The organism is Terrimonas alba (genome assembly GCF_042434975.1).
Lineage (GTDB): Bacteria > Bacteroidota > Bacteroidia > Chitinophagales > Chitinophagaceae > Terrimonas_B > Terrimonas_B alba.
Genome location: NZ_JBHMQM010000009.1, coordinates 200,434 through 218,305, shown reverse-complemented (window position 1 = coordinate 218,305; position 17,872 = coordinate 200,434). Strand labels below are relative to the sequence as shown.

General features: G+C 37.2%; 15 protein-coding genes. 14 read left to right on the top strand and 1 reads right to left on the bottom strand.

Annotated elements, in window-relative coordinates:
• The first annotated feature begins 1 nt into the window (after position 1).
• From ACFEL9_RS23800 to ACFEL9_RS23735, 14 genes are all read left to right on the top strand, one after another.
• Entirely contained in the window at positions 2 to 1,129 is a 1,128-nt protein-coding gene (locus ACFEL9_RS23800) for a DegT/DnrJ/EryC1/StrS family aminotransferase (protein ID WP_385895247.1), read from the top strand.
• Complete coding sequence (locus ACFEL9_RS23795; RefSeq protein WP_385895245.1) at positions 1,126 to 1,704, top strand: acyltransferase; 579 nt, start codon at positions 1,126 to 1,128, stop codon at positions 1,702 to 1,704. The genes ACFEL9_RS23800 and ACFEL9_RS23795 overlap by 4 nt, the downstream gene beginning before the upstream one ends.
• The gene (locus tag ACFEL9_RS23790; protein WP_385895242.1) at positions 1,701 to 2,600 is read left to right on the top strand and encodes a Gfo/Idh/MocA family oxidoreductase; all 900 of its coding nucleotides are present in this window, start codon (positions 1,701 to 1,703) and stop codon (positions 2,598 to 2,600) included. Before ACFEL9_RS23795 ends, ACFEL9_RS23790 begins: the two co-directional genes overlap by 4 nt.
• A gap of 325 nt (positions 2,601 to 2,925) precedes the next feature.
• Entirely contained in the window at positions 2,926 to 4,401 is a 1,476-nt protein-coding gene (locus ACFEL9_RS23785; protein ID WP_385895239.1) for a lipopolysaccharide biosynthesis protein, read from the top strand.
• Between the two features lie 12 nt (positions 4,402 to 4,413).
• A complete protein-coding gene (locus ACFEL9_RS23780; protein ID WP_385895237.1) occupies positions 4,414 to 5,496 on the top strand; it encodes a DegT/DnrJ/EryC1/StrS family aminotransferase in 1,083 nt (360 codons plus the stop codon).
• On the top strand, positions 5,493 to 6,122 hold the full coding sequence (locus ACFEL9_RS23775; protein ID WP_385895234.1) for a NeuD/PglB/VioB family sugar acetyltransferase: 630 nt from the start codon (positions 5,493 to 5,495) through the stop codon (positions 6,120 to 6,122). Before ACFEL9_RS23780 ends, ACFEL9_RS23775 begins: the two co-directional genes overlap by 4 nt.
• Positions 6,122 to 7,042, top strand: coding sequence for a glycosyltransferase family 2 protein (locus tag ACFEL9_RS23770; RefSeq protein ID WP_385895232.1), 921 nt, complete (start codon positions 6,122 to 6,124; stop codon positions 7,040 to 7,042). Before ACFEL9_RS23775 ends, ACFEL9_RS23770 begins: the two co-directional genes overlap by 1 nt.
• Before the next feature lie 276 nt (positions 7,043 to 7,318).
• Complete coding sequence (gene wecB / locus ACFEL9_RS23765) at positions 7,319 to 8,362, top strand: non-hydrolyzing UDP-N-acetylglucosamine 2-epimerase (RefSeq protein ID WP_385895230.1); 1,044 nt, start codon at positions 7,319 to 7,321, stop codon at positions 8,360 to 8,362.
• Positions 8,363 to 8,464: 102 nt separating this feature from the next.
• Positions 8,465 to 8,944: an acyltransferase gene (locus ACFEL9_RS23760; protein ID WP_385895228.1), complete on the top strand. Its 480-nt coding sequence runs from the start codon at positions 8,465 to 8,467 to the stop codon at positions 8,942 to 8,944.
• An 87-nt stretch (positions 8,945 to 9,031) separates the two neighbouring features.
• Positions 9,032 to 10,264 carry a glycosyltransferase family protein gene (locus ACFEL9_RS23755; RefSeq protein ID WP_385895226.1) on the top strand — a complete coding sequence of 411 codons (1,233 nt, stop codon included), beginning with the start codon at positions 9,032 to 9,034 and terminating at the stop codon, positions 10,262 to 10,264.
• Between the two features lie 41 nt (positions 10,265 to 10,305).
• A complete protein-coding gene (locus ACFEL9_RS23750; protein WP_385895224.1) occupies positions 10,306 to 11,370 on the top strand; it encodes a glycosyltransferase in 1,065 nt (354 codons plus the stop codon).
• 400 nt (positions 11,371 to 11,770) lie between these two features.
• Entirely contained in the window at positions 11,771 to 14,167 is a 2,397-nt protein-coding gene (locus ACFEL9_RS23745) for a DUF4838 domain-containing protein (protein ID WP_385895222.1), read from the top strand.
• Positions 14,168 to 15,397 (top strand): glycosyltransferase, encoded by a 1,230-nt coding sequence (locus ACFEL9_RS23740; protein WP_385895220.1) that lies wholly within the window; start codon positions 14,168 to 14,170, stop codon positions 15,395 to 15,397.
• Positions 15,390 to 16,472, top strand: a complete 1,083-nt coding sequence (locus ACFEL9_RS23735) for a glycosyltransferase (RefSeq protein ID WP_385895218.1) — start codon at positions 15,390 to 15,392, stop codon at positions 16,470 to 16,472. Before ACFEL9_RS23740 ends, ACFEL9_RS23735 begins: the two co-directional genes overlap by 8 nt.
• On the opposite strand, the gene ACFEL9_RS23730 is transcribed toward ACFEL9_RS23735, so the two are convergent.
• Entirely contained in the window at positions 16,426 to 17,802 is a 1,377-nt protein-coding gene (locus ACFEL9_RS23730; protein ID WP_385895216.1) for a hypothetical protein, read from the bottom strand. The genes ACFEL9_RS23735 and ACFEL9_RS23730 overlap by 47 nt on opposite strands.
• Between the last annotated feature and the right edge of the window lie 70 nt (positions 17,803 to 17,872).

Sequence of the window (17,872 nt, the reverse complement as noted above, 5' to 3'; positions counted from 1 at the left end):
AATGAACAAAATTCAAATGGTCGACCTAAAGGGTCAATATGAAAAAATAAAAGCAGAGATCGATAAAAATATCTTGGAGTGCCTAAGCAATGCAACATTCATTAATGGTCCTGCAGTTACTACTTTCCAGAAGGATTTTGAAGCATACTTAGACGTAAAGCATGTAATTCCATGCGCGAATGGAACAGATGCATTACAGATCGCCATGATGGCCCTGGATTTAAAGCCAGGTGATGAGGTAATCTGTCCCGCTTTTACCTATGTTGCTACCGCAGAGGTCATAGGTTTACTTGGATTAAAGCCGGTCATGGTTGATGTAAACACTGAGACTTTTAACATAGAAATGAGTGGGTTGGAAAATGTTCTGACTCCAAATACAAAGGCTATTGTGCCGGTACATTTGTACGGGCAAACCGCGGACATGGAACATGTCATGAATTTCGCTAAAAAATACAACCTGTATGTAATAGAGGATAATGCACAAGCTATAGGGGCTGATTATACTTTTACAAATGGAGCGATTAAAAAAGCCGGCACTATTGGACATATTGGCTGCACTTCATTTTTTCCCTCAAAGAATCTGGGATGCTACGGCGATGGTGGGGCGTTGATGACCGATGATAATGAACTCGCAGTAAAAATCAGGATGATCGCTAACCATGGCCAGGAAAAAAAATATTATCATAAAGTATTGGGTTGCAATTCCCGACTCGATACGTTGCAAGCTGAAGTACTAACAATAAAGCTCAAATACCTGGATGAATATAGCGCTGCAAGAAATAAAATGGCTTCCTATTACGATGAGAATCTTGCAGGAACAAAAGGTTTGCAAATCCCTGTCAGAGCAAATCGATCAACTCATGTTTTTCATCAATATACGTTAAAGGTAAAAGATGGAAAAAGAGATGAGTTGCAGGAATACCTTTCAAGTAAAAAAATTCCAAGTATGATTTATTATCCGTTGCCGTTATATAGACAAGATGCGTTTAGTAGCTATGTGCCGGCAGGCTTTACTTTACCCGTTACTGAACAGCTCTGCCAGGAAGTGATATCAATACCGATTCACACGGAATTTGACAAAGAAACCGCTGATTATATCATTTCAACTATCAAAGAATTTTTTAAATGAGTAAGCAATATTTTGCACATCAAACAACAGTAATTGACGAAGGATGCATCATAGGCGCCGGAACCAAAATTTGGCACTTTAGTCATGTGATGAGCAACTGTATTATAGGAGAGAACTGTAATTTAGGGCAAAATGTAGTAGTATCTCCGAAAGTTGTATTGGGCAATAATGTAAGGGTACAAAATAATGTTTCCATTTATGAGGGCGTTATTTGTGAGGATGATGTGTTTCTTGGCCCTTCCATGGTATTTACGAATGTGATCAATCCACGCAGTGCAGTCAGCAGGAAAAGTGAATACAAACCTACTTATGTTCGCAGGGGTGCAAGTATTGGTGCCAATGCCACCATAGTATGTGGTAATGAAATTGGTGAGTATGCCTTCATTGGTGCTGGCGCTGTTGTAACCAGACCCATTCCTGCATATGCATTGGTGGTAGGTAACCCGGCCCGCCAAACAGGGTGGATGAGTGAATTTGGAGAGCGGTTAAACTTTGATGAAAAAGGGATTGCCTTTTGCAAAGAAAGTGGACAACAATATCAACTAATAAATAATAAAGTAACGAGAAACAAATGAAAAATTTTGTATTGATAGGTGCTGGTGGATACATAGCACCTAGGCATATGAAAGCGATTAAGGACACAGGAAATAACCTGGTTGCGGCCCTGGATAAAAATGATTCTGTAGGGATTTTGGACAATTATTTTCCCGAGACTGATTTTTTCACGGAGTTTGAAAGATTCGACCGGCATATTGATAAATTAAAAAGACAGGGCATCCATACAGATTATGTATCGGTATGCTCTCCCAATTACCTGCACGATTCTCATATTCGTTTTGGTTTACGTGCAGGTGCAGATGTGATCTGTGAAAAACCATTGGTTTTAAATCCATGGAACGTGGATGGGCTCATGGATATGGAAATAGAAACCGGCCACCATGTGTACACCATCCTTCAGCTGCGTTTGCATCCGGCCATTATTGCATTAAAAGAAAAAGTGCAAAACACTCCAACAGATAAAAAATATGATATTGATCTGCGTTACATTACCTCCAGGGGCCATTGGTATCATATCAGTTGGAAAGGGGATATTGCAAAATCTGGGGGTATAGCTACCAACATAGGTGTTCACTTTTTTGATATGCTGATGTGGATTTTTGGTGATGTAAAAGAAAATGAAGTAACCCAGCATGATGCCAATACGGCTGCCGGAAAACTGGTACTGGAAAAAGCAAATGTCACCTGGTTCTTAAGCATTGATCCAAAAACATTACCGCCAGATGCTATAGCGGCTGGCAAGCGAACTCATCGTTCTTTGAATATCGATGGCGACCAGTTTGAATTCAGCGATGGTTTTACGGAACTGCATACGCAATCTTACCAGGCAATATTAAACGGAAAAGGGTTTCGGATTTCCGAAACAAGTAAAGCTATTCAATTGGTGCATTCAATTAGAAATAGCTTAAAGTGAGAGAAGCTTATGATTTTTTTGAGTAGCCTTATAGATAAGCATAACTTTGGCGAACTGGTTTTCATTACCTCTAAACCCGATCGCATATCCCGAAACTTATGAACATTTCTTATCTCCATTCTCTGGACTAGAAAGCGAAGATTGGGTTTGGAGATGATAAAGAAAGTAAATAAAGAAAAGTTTTAGGAATTGTTTAGTCGATTCCGGACGGTGAAAAATTAATTCTATTGACGGTTTTATGAAATTGGATAATAAACCGAGTTACAATTTAAAGACTGCTGATTAATCTTTCACCCAAAGTAAAGTATATATTGATACCACTTTCATGAGTTTGAAACAAAAAACAATTCAAGGTTTATTCTGGACCTTGGGTCAACAATTTAGTGGACAACTAATTTCCCTAATTGTACAAATTTTTTTAGCAAGATTATTAGTGCCTGAATCTTTTGGTTTAATTGCTATGTTACAAATTTTTATTGCATTAAGTAAAAGTTTAGTTGACAGTGGTATGACAAATTCTCTAATAAGAGATAATAAAATAGACCAACGTGACTACTCAACCGTTTTTTTTATTAATATTTTTGTTAGTTTTTTTTTATATATAATTATATATTTTTCTGCACCATTAGTAAGCCGATTTTATGAGCAACCACAACTAACCTCAATAATTAGAGTTTATTCTTTAATTATAATTATACAAGCATTAAATGCCGTACAAATTACTAAGTTGATTAAGGAAATGAAGTTTAAACTACAAATGATATTAGAGTTGCCTTCAATAATATTAGGCTCTTTTGTTGGCCTGTATTTGGCATATAATGGATATGGTGTTTGGTCATTGGTTTGGATGTATTTAATTAGATCAATAATTTGGACTTTATTGCATTGGAGTTTTTCAAAATGGACTCCTGATTTTATTTTCGATTTGAAAAAACTTAAATATCATTTTCACTTTGGTTATAAATTAACTCTTTCCGGATTATTAGATATATTATTTAAAAATAGTTACAGTGTGTTGATTGGTAAATTTTTCAATATTACTCAACTTGGGTATTATGATCGAGCAGTTACATTCAGAAATATTACTCAAGACTCAATTTCAACAGCTCTCGGGAAAGTCACTTATCCTATGTTTGTTAACATTCAGGATAACCCTGTGCGTTTAAAACTAGTTTTTAAGCAAATTTTAATGCAAGTCTTGTTTATAATTGCACCTTTAATGATCATTTTAAGTTTAATCGCAGAACCTGCTTTTCGATGGATATTAACAGAAAAATGGATCCCTGCAGTACCCTATTTTCAGATTCTTTGTATTGCAGGTATTTTACATCCATTACATGTATATAATCTTAATATTCTAAAAGTAAAAGGGCGGTCCGATTTATTTTTGAAATTAGAGATCTACAAAAAGATTATGATGACCATTTTAATTATTTGTAGTATACCTTTTGGTATTTATGGATTATTGTATGTACAAATCTTAATTTCAATTTTTTCCTATCTGATAAATGCAATGTACAGTGGTAAATTAGTTAATTATTCACTTTATGATCAAATCAAAGACATCCTTCCTATTATTTTACTAGCTATTATTTCCGGAATAATTAGCTGGTTATTTATTTATTTGTCAATAAAACACGTGTTGCTTCCAGATCCAGCGATTATTATTATCACATGTATTTTCTTTATAATTGTTTATTTCGGTTTGGCTGCCTTCTTTAAGTTATCGCCGTACGAAGGGTTTAAAAAATTATTACAAAATATATTTCCAATTTTAAATATTTCAAATAAAAAAATTTAATTACTGTAAACCATGATATATGTAACGAAAACATATTTACCTGAGTTTGAAAAATATACCAGTATTTTAAAAAAATCCTGGGATAAAGCTTGGATTACAAATAATGGTGAACTTGTTCAAGAACTTGAGCATAGATTAAAAGATTACCTTGGTGTTAGACATCTCTTCTTTTGTGGTAATGGCACCATAGTTTTACAGATGGCTCTTAAAGCGTATAGTATAAATGGTGAAGTTATAACTACTCCTTTTTCATATGTAGCTACTACCAATGCAATTCTATGGGAAGGGGCAACACCTGTTTTTGTTGATATAGACCCGAATACATTTTGCATTGACCCCGATAAGATTGAGGCATCAATTACTTCTAAAACCCAGGCAATATTAGCAACTCATGTTTATGGATATCCGTGCAACATTGATAAAATTGAAAGTATAGCTCTTAAACATAATTTAAAAGTTATTTATGACGGCGCACATGCATTTGGGTGTCATTATAATGGGAAATCTCTCTTAGGTTATGGAGATATCAGCACATGTAGTTTTCATGCAACTAAAATTTTTCATAGCGTTGAAGGCGGCTGTATAATAACAAACGATGATGAAACGGCAAGAAAGATTCAATTATACAGGCAATTTGGTCATGAGTATGATAATTATTATTCAGTAGGAATAAATGGCAAAAATTCTGAATTTCATGCCGCTATGGGTTTGTGTGTTTTAGAGGATTTCCAATCAATAGTTGAATCCCGGAGAAAAATTAGTATTCAATATGATGAGGGTCTTAAAACAATCGGTTTAACAAGACCTCATTTTGAAAAAAGTGACTTTAATTACAATTATAGTTATTATCCTGTTTTATTCAATTCAGAAAAAGAGCTTTTAGAAACACGTGACCGTCTTATTCAAAGTTCGATATATCCCCGCCGTTATTTTTATCCTTCATTAAACACCTTGCCTTTTATTGTTAATAGGAAATCTTGTAAAGTATCAGAGGATATTTCTTCGAGAATTTTGTGTTTGCCTTTATATCATGATTTGAGTGTAATTCAAGTAGAAGAAATTTTGAGTTTACTAAAACATGCCGTTTCTGTATGATAGTTGTAGGTGCTAAAGGTTTCGCAATTCAATTACATGACGTATTATTTAGGTTGAATGAAACAAAGAACCTAGTCTTTTATGATAATATCACCTTTGATTTGCCTGAAAAATTTCTAGATAATTATGAAATAATTCGAAGGGAATCAGCAATTCAATTGCATCTTACTAAATCCTATGATAAAAGATTTGTATTAGGTTTGGGTGGCCCAAGTAATCGAGAAAATTTATATTATAAATTCAGAGGATGGGGAGGTATACCACATACTGTTGTTTCAAAGGATGCCATAATTGGTGCTTTTAATGTATTAATTGGAGAAGGTACATGTATATTAGCCAATTCAATAATCGAAAGTACTGTGACTATTGGTAAAGGAACATTAATTAATATCGGAGTTTTAATAACCCACAATTCGACAATTGGAAACTTCTGTGAAATTGCGCCCACAGTAAAGATTTTGGGAAATAGTACTATTGGGAATAATGTATTTATTGGAACGGGCGCCATTATTTTCCCTGGTTTGAATATCGGAGATAATAGTATAATTGGTGCTGGATCAATAGTTACAAAAAGTGTGAAACCTTTACAAAAAGTTATGGGGATACCAGCTAAACCAAAAAAATAATGAAAGCTAGCATTTGTTGTATTACTTATAATCATGAGAAATTTTTGAAACAGGCGTTGGATGGATTTTTAATGCAGGAATTTGATGATTTTGAAATTGTAATAAGTGACGACTATTCAACTGATAAAACTCGAGAAATTTTGAAGGAGTACAAAGCAAAATTTCCAAAAAAGATCAAATTAATTTTGAATGAAAAAAATATTGGCATGACTGCCAATTTTATTTTAGCTCAAGAGTCATGTAAAGGAAAATATATAGCACTTTGCGAAGGCGATGACTATTGGATTGATCCATATAAGCTCCAAAAACAAGTTGATTTTTTAGAAAGTAATTCCGATGTTTCAATATGCTGGACGCTGGCCCATAGATATATTCAAGCAGAAAATGTTTATGATGATAAGCATACAGAATTATTTCAAAAAGATTATCACGTGAACAAATTTATTGATTATAAAAGCATTAAAAATGTTAAGCAATATAACCTTGCCCGGACATTAACTACTGTATTTAGAAACATATTAAATTATGATGAAATTAAAGCATATCGTTATTTCTGTGATACAGTTTTATTTCAAATCTTATTAAGCAAAGGGAAAGGAATTGTTTTAAATAGCTATAGCGCAGTTTATCGTGTACACTCAGGAGGAATATATCAGGGCGCATCCAATGTTAAAAATAAAGCGGTAGCATTGGGGAAATTTGTAGACATTTTTAGGTCTCATTCGACAGGAAACATAAGGATTTACAAAAATTTATTTGAAAGATATTATATACTTAAAAATTCTATACATAAGGTTCAATCTGAAAATGATAGATTTCAAGTCGATGAAGCATTTAATTATTACAAACAAAATGTAAATGCAATTACTAAAGTTATTTTTAGTGTGATGCAATTCATTCTTATCAAAATAAATAAATAAATAGCTTATATACAGAATCTATTAAAGACCAAGATGTTCTAGATTTTGATGATGCAGGTGCAGACGGTACAATATAATTGGTGATGATTTTTTTTTGACCTCTTTACGAAAAAGAAAAAATCTATCGATAAATAAAATTTCAAAATTCATTTGCACCTGAATGCGATCTTAGCTAAATAAAAATAAATTAATCAGGTTAACAAAAGAGAAATTAATAAAGACGGTAGAACTTATTTCTTTTGAGCAAAAATTTTTCAAATAGTTATCAGCGTAAAAATGAAGAAGATTATTTCAATAATTGGTGCAAGGCCTCAGTTTATCAAACATTGTGCATTGGATAGAGAGTTGACAAGAAAATTCAATTCAGTTACAGTTCATACCGGGCAACATTATGATCCTAAATTGAGCGATATTTTTTTTGAAGAACTTAAAATGGCACCTCCCTCTTATTCCTTAAGTTTAACTCATACCGTTGGGCAAGGCGCTCAAACTGGAGAAATGATGAACAAACTTGAAGAAATTATCATTAAAGAGAAGCCTGATGCAGTTTTAGTATATGGAGATACAAATTCTACCCTGGCTGGGGTTCTTGTGGCTGTAAAATTGAGCATACCCATTATTCATATTGAAGCTGGATTACGGAGCTTTAATATGGAAATGCCTGAAGAAATAAATCGGATCATTGCCGACCGTTTCGCATGGTTATTATTTTGCCCAAATAAAGAAGCTAATGAAAATTTAATTAGGGACAATGTTCCTGGCAAAGTATACGTAACAGGAGATGTTATGATTGATATGATTAAGTTGATAGAGCCATTCCTTCAAAATGCTTTTACATTTCCATATTGTTTTGCAACTATCCACAGACCATATAATACAGATGATCCTATTCGGTTAAGAAATGTTTTATCTGCCTTAGATAGTTTAAGTTATAAGGTTATCTTAAGTCTTCACCCCCGGACTTATGCACGAATGGAAAAATTTGCGATTAATAAAAATGAATTCGGCAATATAATCTTCAAAGACCCGGTTGGGTATCTGGAAAGTATTAGTCTGCAAAAATTTTCATTGTGTGTAATAACGGATAGCGGGGGTATGCAGAAAGAAGCTTATGCGCTGCAGAAAAAATGTGTGACGATCCGGACTGAAACAGAGTGGGTTGATACATTAAAGAACGGTTGGAATTCAATAATTTTCCATGATTTGACAACACTAAACAAAGCCATAATTTCCGAGCCAGGTAACTATGACCCGGATATTTTTGGGGATGGAAATGCATCATTTGAAATCGTAGATATTATTAGCAACGAGTTTCAGTGAAAGAGATTTTGTTTTTAACTTATTTTTATTCACCTGCTAATGACAAGGTTTATACTAACGCTATTTTCATTTTTCTTTTTCAATAAGGTAGAAAAAAGAACAATGAGGATTCTTTCTTTTAAGAGAATTGTATTATTGAATTTTATAGTAGGCAGAATTTTTGGGGTAAATAACCGGTATCCATATTCTGTTCACTACACCAGCAAATTGGGAGGTGCGGCAGGCAGATTAGTAATAGAAGATAATTCTACTTCTGTTATTACCAGTCTGGCTGTTTCAGGCGGCTGCTATATTCAGGTTCATGAAGGCACTGATCTATATATTGGAAAAGGCACACTTTGGGCTCCCAACATAACTATTGTAACAGGTAATCATGATTTGCTCGATAGATGTAAGTATCATCGTAGCAGTATAAGCATTGGCAGGAACTGTTGGCTTGCTACGGGTGTAGTTATCCTGCCTGGCGTTAAACTGGGTAATAATGTTACAGTAGCCGCAAATGCTGTTGTTAATAAATCCTTCCCTGACAATGTTGTAATTGGGGGAGTTCCCGCAAGAATAATAAAGCATTTGGATAATTAATTATTATTAACTTATTGCTCACTCTAATGGAAGCAAAGAGAGCAGTTATGAAATGACTTTATGTATATTATTCATAAAAGCGTTCCAATGAAAAAGATTTTATTTTTAACTTATTATTACCCACCTGCCAATGCAACTGGAGCAAATCGTCCAGGGTCATTTGCAAAAAATTTCGCCGCGAATGGATATTCGGTAACTGTAGTAACCAGGCAATGGACAGGCAGGGAAAAAAACTGGAAAGATCAGCTGGATTCGAACATTACTTCCGCTCAGATAGTCAACACAAATAATATTGCCGTCCATTATCTGCCTTATAAAAGATATGAGTATCCAAGAATTACAAAGTTCAACACACTTAAAGAACACTTAAGAGGCAATTTCAATTATGAATTAGCTTATGATCAATTTGAAAATTATGTTTTGAATTTATGCAAGAATGATCATTTTGATTTTATATTGGTTTCTATTCCTCCTAATTCGATTTTGAAAACTGCATACAAAGTTGGGAAACTCAATAATATTCCACTTTTACTGGACATCCGTGATTTTCAGAATGACATTATATTGAAAAAAAATCCTCCGTTCTCAATTAGCAATTTAATAACCCATCAACTCGTTTTATATTATTTTAAGAAATGGCTTTCCCAAACTAAAGCAGTTGTAACAGCTTCTCCGGTTATTACCGAGTATATCAATAAAACATTTCGAATTAACGCTGTCACACTTACAAACGGATTTAATGAGGAACTGCTGCAAATTGAAGAAGATACATATAAAGACAATTTCACCATCAGCGTTTTAGGATCCCTTCATAAGGATGCTAATTTGGATGAAATGAAAAAATTATTTGTTTTGCTTTTTGATAAACCTGATAAATACAAGCTCAAATTTAATTTTATAGGTTTAACGATTAACCCTTCTGTAGCAAATGAATTCGCACGTCTCATTCCTGCGGAGAATTTATTGATTACGGATAGAATGCCGCAAAATGAAGCCCTTCAAATTGGAGCAAAATCCCATGTTTTAATGTTAGCTGGCTATGATAATTATAAAGGAGCCTTAACTACTAAGGTTTTCGAATATTTGGGTTTACGCAAACCTGTATTATTAATTCCAAGTGATAATGATGTTATTGAAGCGCTCCTCAATGAAACAGGTGCAGGCTTTTCTCCACCTAATGCCGAAGAAGCCTATAAAGTAATATTAAATTGGTATAATGAATGGCAAAACACAGGATCTGTAAGTTTTAATGGAGAACTTGATAAAATTTTAAATTATTCAAGAGAAAATCAATTTAAGAAGATTTTAAAGCTTCTCTGATGCTTTTTATTATAAGCCTTTGCTGATTTGATATTTTCTTTGTGAAAAAAGTTGTACATATAATTGATAATTTGAAAAGAGGTGGTGCAGAAACCCTGTTACATCATGTAGTAACTAACTTAAAAGGATATGATAATTACATAATCACTTTAACTGACGCAAATGATTTCTCATCAATTGAAATGCAGGATATACAGGTAACCTCATTAAAATTTAATTCCATCCTATCTTTGCCGTTTGTAGTTTTAAAGCTTAGAAAAATAATAATACAACTCAATCCGGATGTTGTTCATGCTCATCTTCCTCTTTCATCCCTAGTTGCTCGTCTTTCAACTCCATCAAGTATTAAACTATTTATTTCTATTCATAATAAATATTCAGATAGCTTTAAAAAAGTAAGTCCCCGATTATTTTTCCTGGAAAAGAAACTGCATTCAAAAAGGGACAACCTTTTATTTGTTTCAGATTCAATTCGCAAAGATTATGATCTAATTGTTGGTATTAAAGGGACTTCACAGGTGTTACACAATTTTATAGCCGATAAATATTTTGCCAAAGAAAATCAACTGGAGCAAAATACTAGTTCCAGGGAAAAACTAAGGCTTGTATCTGTCGGCAGTTTAAAAAAACAGAAAAATTTTGAAACGTTGATAAAGGCATTCAGTTTGCTAGATGCCTCCAAATTTTCGCTTGACATTTTTGGAGAAGGATCTGAAAGGACACATCTAGAAATATTAATCAAACAACTTCAACTTAATAATATCAATCTCAGGGGATCTGTTTCTAACGTAGAAAGCCACCTGAAAAATTATGATGCCTATATTTTAGCATCCCGCTACGAAGGTTTTGGAATTGCACCTTTAGAAGCTGCGGCATTAGGTCTGCCTTTATTGTTATCGGAAATTGATGTATTTAAAGAAGTGACAAAAGGATATGCGATATATTTTTCACCCAACGATATAAACGGAATAGCAGTTACGATCCGACATTTTGTTGATAATATCGGACAGGCAAATGAAAGAGCGGTAGCTTTCAAACCTGTTATAGAAAAGGAATATTCAAAAGCGGAGTATATACAAAAACTTATAAAGATTTATAATTCCTGACTAATCTAAACCTAGAGAGAAAAGGTGCGGTTGCTGCCAACGAAGAGTAAATAAATCAACCAGTAGGTCTGTGACTATTTAGAAACCAACGTATCGGTACAGGACTGCTTCACAATGAGCCTCAACTTCAAGAATACAAAATGCTGACTTGGTGATGATTCCTTCTTTTTAGAAATTGCTGAAATGGTAAGTATTTGACACTGGCGTATCAAAAAGATAATTTACAAATGGCAAAAATTGTTACCTGTTTGAAACAGGTGTGCATGACTCTTGTTTAAACGTTTTGCTATCTGTCGTGTCAAACCTGCATCTTCTTGTTAACACAAAAAGCTGTAGGAGATGATTATGAACACCGTTTTCCTTATATTAAAAAATTTTCGGTCTTGTTAAAAAAAACAGAATGAAAAGAAAAAGTTTAAAACAAGCCTGGATATTGACATGGTTGATGTCATTTTATTTTATCAGTTATACACAAGAAGAAGTAGAAGTAAATAAAATAGCTTCAACACTGGAGGAGGAACTGAAAAAAGCAGGTGTTTCAATCAGGAAATCAACCATCCAGCTTTCCCAAGTAAGCCATCGGGATGCAAAAAAATATGATCTGAATGATAAGCCAGAAGATGCTTTCTGTATAAAAACAAATCATCAGTCACTTGATATCCGGAGTCAATCGATTGATGGCTTACGCAATGGGGTTTACTGGTACCTTCATTATCTGGGCTTCCGGTTTTATTTTCCCGGAGAAACCTGGCAATATATACCGCAACTTCAAACAGCACTTAAGCCAGTAGAGAAAACAGTTGCACCATCTTTCTCACATCGTCGAATCTGGTATGCTTATGGGACAGGTTCGGCGCAGGCGGATAAAGATTATAAAGAATGGGCCGATGCCAATATGTTGGGCGGTACCGAAGTAAATGCAGGACATTCTTACGAAGGCATTGTGAACCGCAGTAAAAATGTTTTTCTACAACACCCGGAATATTTCGCTCAAAAAGTTGAAAAAGGTAAAATACCACCGAATCCCAAATTTGAACCAGGAAACGAAGAACTTGTTCAGTTAATAATACATGACGCGTTTGCACAAATTGAAACAAAAAAGAAGAAAACTGGTCAACTCCCCGATATGATCTCTATGGATCCTTCCGATGGGGGTGGTTTTTCTACCAGTGCTTCCGCATTAAGAATTGGGGGGGCTTCCGAGCAAACATTTTATATAGCTAACCGCGTAGCTAAAGCAGTGCGAGCAAAATACCCATCTATAAAAATAGGGCTCTATGCATATAACTTTCATGCTGCTCCGCCAAATTTTGAGCTGGAACCTAATATTGCGGTCCTTGTTGCTACTGCGATGAATCAATCTGCCTACCGTACCGATGAGTTGATTGGCATGTGGAAGAAGAAAGGAGTAGAGGTGGGTATACGGGATTATTATGGCGTGATGGCCTGGGACTGGGATATGCCAGGCCAGCCGAAAGGCGCTAAGCTCACCTATGTCAATCAACTGAAAGATTATTATAAAACGGGGATACGCTTTTTTACTGCCGAAACGAATATCGGCTGGATCAGCCGGGGATTGGGTCATTATATAGCCAGTCAACTGCTTTGGAATGTGGAAGCCGATGCTGATAAAATACAGGATGAATTTTTTGAAAACATGTTTGGCGACGCTGAAGATGAAATGGAAGACCTGTTTAAATCATGGCAGAAATATTCGCAGGCAATTCCACTGGATGGAGATTTGTATGAGTGGGGGCAGTTGCTGGAGAAAGCGGAAAAAAAAGATATTAATACTGACATTCGTCAACGTATCGGTCTTGTGAAACAGTACCTGCATTATGTTTTTCTTTTCAAAAAATGGAAGGAGAGCAGCAGCGATGACAATCTTATCAAGCTACTCAATTATGCTTACCGGGTACAGGATAAAGGTATTGTGGCCAGTTACCCGCTTTTCCGTCGAATAGCTAATGCGGCAGTCATTGGCAAAGAGAATATGCGCTTCAATGATCCGAAAGCAAAATGGAAGCAGGATAACAGACCCCTGTCGGTGGAAGAGATGGAGCGAAATTTTCAGTCAGCTATGAATTCACTGAACCGCGGTCAGAAGCAGCAAGTAATAACGCTGCCCGTTGCCCAACAGTTTAAGAAGAGAATACAGGAACAAAAAAAGAATAAACCCGCCGCAGAACTGAAAACTTCTTCGATTTTACGGCTGAGAGGGATACACAAAATTCTATTGCAGGTTGGGGAAGGGGATGCTTTTATAAATGTGTCGTCCGGGTTAATTAAAGCGCATCAGTACAAAACACTTCGGCTGTCGGTTTATCCCTATCAAAAAGACCTGAACACGGAAGGTCAGACACCGTTGATAAATGAGACCATTGAGCCCAGGCAACCCTTGAAGGCGATATCGCTGAAGTCATTGCCGCCGGGCATTTATATTGCCGTTGTTGATGATGCCAAAAACGGTTTTTCAATAACCGTTACGGGAGATATCTCCTATGCCATTGTCGCCAGCAGTCGAAACAAAACATGGACATTTAGCCGCAATAACCTGGTGTTTGCAGTAAACCATGTCAAAGAATTCCAGGTACAAAATGCGGGGGCTATTACGCTGCTGAGCCCGGCCGGGAGAGTCATCGATCTTCAAAAACAGAAAGGGATTTTTACGATACAGGTTCAAAAAGGAGAAGAGGGTATGTGGAAGATTCAAAGGCAAAGTGGTGTTTTTTATCTCCAGGGGATTTTGCCTTTTGTGAGTTCTTCGGCGGAATTTTTATTACTTAAGGAGGATTAATTGAAACAAATTTTATACTTATCCTATACCGGGATGACCGACCCTTTAGGGCAATCCCAGGTGCTGGCTTATTTAAAAGGTCTTTCACAAACCGAAGAATACAGGTTCACCATTATCAGTTTTGAAAAAGCTGAGGCTTATTCCCGGCTTCATACAACCATAGAAACATTTTGCAACGAAGCCGGTATAAAATGGTATCCCTTATCTTATACATCGAGGCCACCGGTGGTCTCCACTTTCAGGGACGTGAGGCGAATGAAAAAGCTGGCTTTTGCATTACATAAAAAGGAAAAATTTTCCCTGGTACATTGCCGCAGTTATATTGCTTCGCTGGCCGGGCTGGACCTGAAAAGGAAAACGGGTATTCCCTTTCTTTTTGATATGCGTGGTTTCTGGGCAGATGAACGCATCGACGGCGGAATCTGGAAAAAAAGCAATCCTGTTTTTAAGTTTATCTATGACTATTTCAAAAAAAAAGAAAAACATTTTTTGCTGGAGGCCAATCATGTTGTAAGCCTCACGCAGAATGCCAGGGATGAAATTCAGCGCTGGAGGCTTGGTTCCGCCGATCTTTCTATTACCGTGATACCCTGTTGTGCCGACATGGAACTTTTTGACCCACTAAAAATAAAACAGGAGCAACAGGAGGAGTTGAGAAGCCAATTGAATATCCCGGCGAATGTGCCGGTCATCTCCTATATCGGATCGCTGGGCACCTGGTATATGCTGGAAGAAATGCTGGCACTGGTAAAGGTGTTTCAGGAAAAGGAGCCGGCTGCTATTTTTATGGTGCTGACCGGCGAGCCCGAACAAATGGTACTTGATGCCGCCCTGGTTGCCGGTTTAAACCTGGCCAACCTGCGGATTAAAAAAGTATCGCGGAATCAAATGCCACTTTATATTTCATTAAGTAACTGCAGCGTATTTTTTATAAAACCGGCATACTCCAAAAAAGCTTCTTCACCGGTAAAGCAAGGTGAATTGATGGCAATGGGCATCCCCATCATCTGTAATAACCAGGTGGGTGACACGGAAGAAATTGTAGAAAAGTATGGAGCCGGCGTTGTGGTAAAAGAATTTTCTACACCCGCTTATGCAGCCGCTATCGAAGCCTTCAGCCGGCGGAGTTTTGACAAACAACAAATAACGGGCGGCGCAAAAGATTTCTTCTCATTGGAAAGAGGGGTGCAACTCTACCGGCAGGTGTATAAAACCATTGAAAATGGGTAAGATCAAAAAGGTCCATTTTTTACTGATCTATCCCCTGCATACGGCGCCCAGTCAACGTTTTCGCTTTGAACAATTCTTCCCGGCGTTTGAAAAGGAGGGTTACCTGGTGTCTACGAATTGCTTTTATGATGCCGATACTTTTTCGACCCTGTATACTAAAGGGGGGAAGGTGAAGCTGGCGGCCAGGATGCTTATTTGTTTTTTACGGCGTTGCCTGCACCTTTTTACCTTATCCGGGTATGATTGTATCCTGGTTCAACGGGGAGCCGCCCCCTTTGGCCCGCCGCTTTTTGAATGGGTAATCCGGTATATCTACCGTAAACCCATTATTTATGATTTTGATGATGCCATCTGGCTTCAGCCTGAGAAAAAAATATCGCTGCTTCAACGCTGGGTCAAGTCCTATTCAAAAGTTGGAAAGATTTGCCGATGGTCTCACACCGTTGTAGTCGGCAATCAATACTTGGCTGAATATGCCAACAAGTTTTCGAAGAATGTCAGGATTATCCCAACCGTTGTTGATACTGACAACCGGTTTGTGCCGGTGATACAAGAAAAAAGAGATAGGTTAGTTATTGGCTGGACAGGCTCTCATAGCACGCTGCCCTACCTGGAAAGTTTGACGCCGGTTCTTTCCTGGCTCCAGCAGCAATACAATTTTGAGTTGCTGGTGATGGCCAATAAGGCTCCTGCACTGCCACAAACCCATTTTCAATTTGTGCCCTGGTCGGAAGAAGCAGAGGTGGCAGCGCTGCAGCAAATTGATATCGGCATTATGCCATTACCCGATGACGAATGGACAAAGGGAAAATGCGGGTTTAAGGCGATCCAGTATATGGCCCTGGGCAAGCCGGCGGTTGCGTCGGCTGTTGGCGTGAACGGGGAAATCATTGAGGACGGTATAAATGGGTTGCTTTGTTCCAACGAGCAGGAGTGGACAGAAAACCTGGGTTTATTGCTTGAGAATCCCAATAAGATAAAGGAGCTTGGCCGGGCTGCCCGGCAGCGGATAGATGAATACTATTCACTCAGGAAGGCAGCCGCTGAATGGCTGGTTGTACTGGCATCCGCCTGATCCTTTTTTGGGTGCTGGCTTTTTTCTTCACCGGCAGATCATTGATTAACACCAATGCGATTAAAAAGAACGGAATGCAGGGCGCCTTATAACGAACGAGGGAACCAAAGTTGTAAGTAGTGAAGCCAACGGCAAATCCAAAAATCAGGGCAAAGGAGATGCAGAATAAGACTTCCTTATACGATACCAATAATTTAAAGAAGCGACCGATACCTGTTCTCCGGATAACTTTGAGCGTAAAGATCAGGATGATAAGACTTTCAAGGGCCGACAGGAGCATGACCGGATTAGTCACCTCCCATACATAAGGGCGGAAAAAGGTAACATTGATTGCAGCCGGGATTTTAGAGACGATACTAACCGGACTGTTGAAATTGATTTCGCCTAAGTTATATGAAGAGCCAGTTCTTACCGCATTTCCCCGGCGGTCAGCCGTTGAGGTTCGGGTGTGATATCCCTGGTAGGTTTGAGCTGTTTCGACGATATTTTCAAGGGAATATCGTTCCAGGGATTGACCAATCTCGTTGAGGGTGAAAGCAGCGATTGCAAATATGCTGACGGCAAGCAATGGGATTGCGACGATTCGGGCGGCTTTGTTTTTTATGCGGGATTTCAGGGCAAGGAGGGCATACAACGCTAACGCAACCAACAGCGCCATTGCAATATAGGCTTTAAGAGTAATTAGTACATAAAAACCAATTGCAACAAGACAGGCTGATAAAATTTTTTGTCTTCCAAAAATGAAAATATTTTGGATAAAATATACGACCACGCCGACAAATAACATGCAAATACTGTCCTTCATAATGCCCGCACTCCAAAAGGCGACACCCGGAACAAACAGCGCTGCTATGGCCAGCGGTTTATAAAGCCTTGGATATATCCTGTAAAAACTTTGAAATATCAACCACATGCCTAAAAAAGAAAGGAAAGAAAAAAGCAATGTACAGGCCCAGTACGAGTTAAATGAGAAAAAGTTCAGAAAGCCAGCGAAGCGGTAGGTAAATAATTTTGAGTCGGAGCCACTAATCAGGGAGGCTAGCAAATAATCATTGAAGAATACGTCCAGGCCGTTTCCCTGGCCTATTACCTGGTCATAGATAACAGATGCTCCACGAAAATACATGGTGGTATCACCCCCACCGTAATAATATACATAAACCCAACCAAAACCTAAACCGCAAACCAGTTTCAGGGCAAGACCTTTCATAAAATAACTCCTTACTGCGCGGTTGGCAATCTTCTTAGAAAAGGAAGAACCAATACCGAGTATAAGACCGAAATAAAGAATGATCAGTACCAGATCAATACCTGTGATAAAATATGTCATATTCTGAGCCGCAAAAATACCACTCGGATATTAATTACCAGAGTAAATAAATCGTTGTCGACTTTGTGAA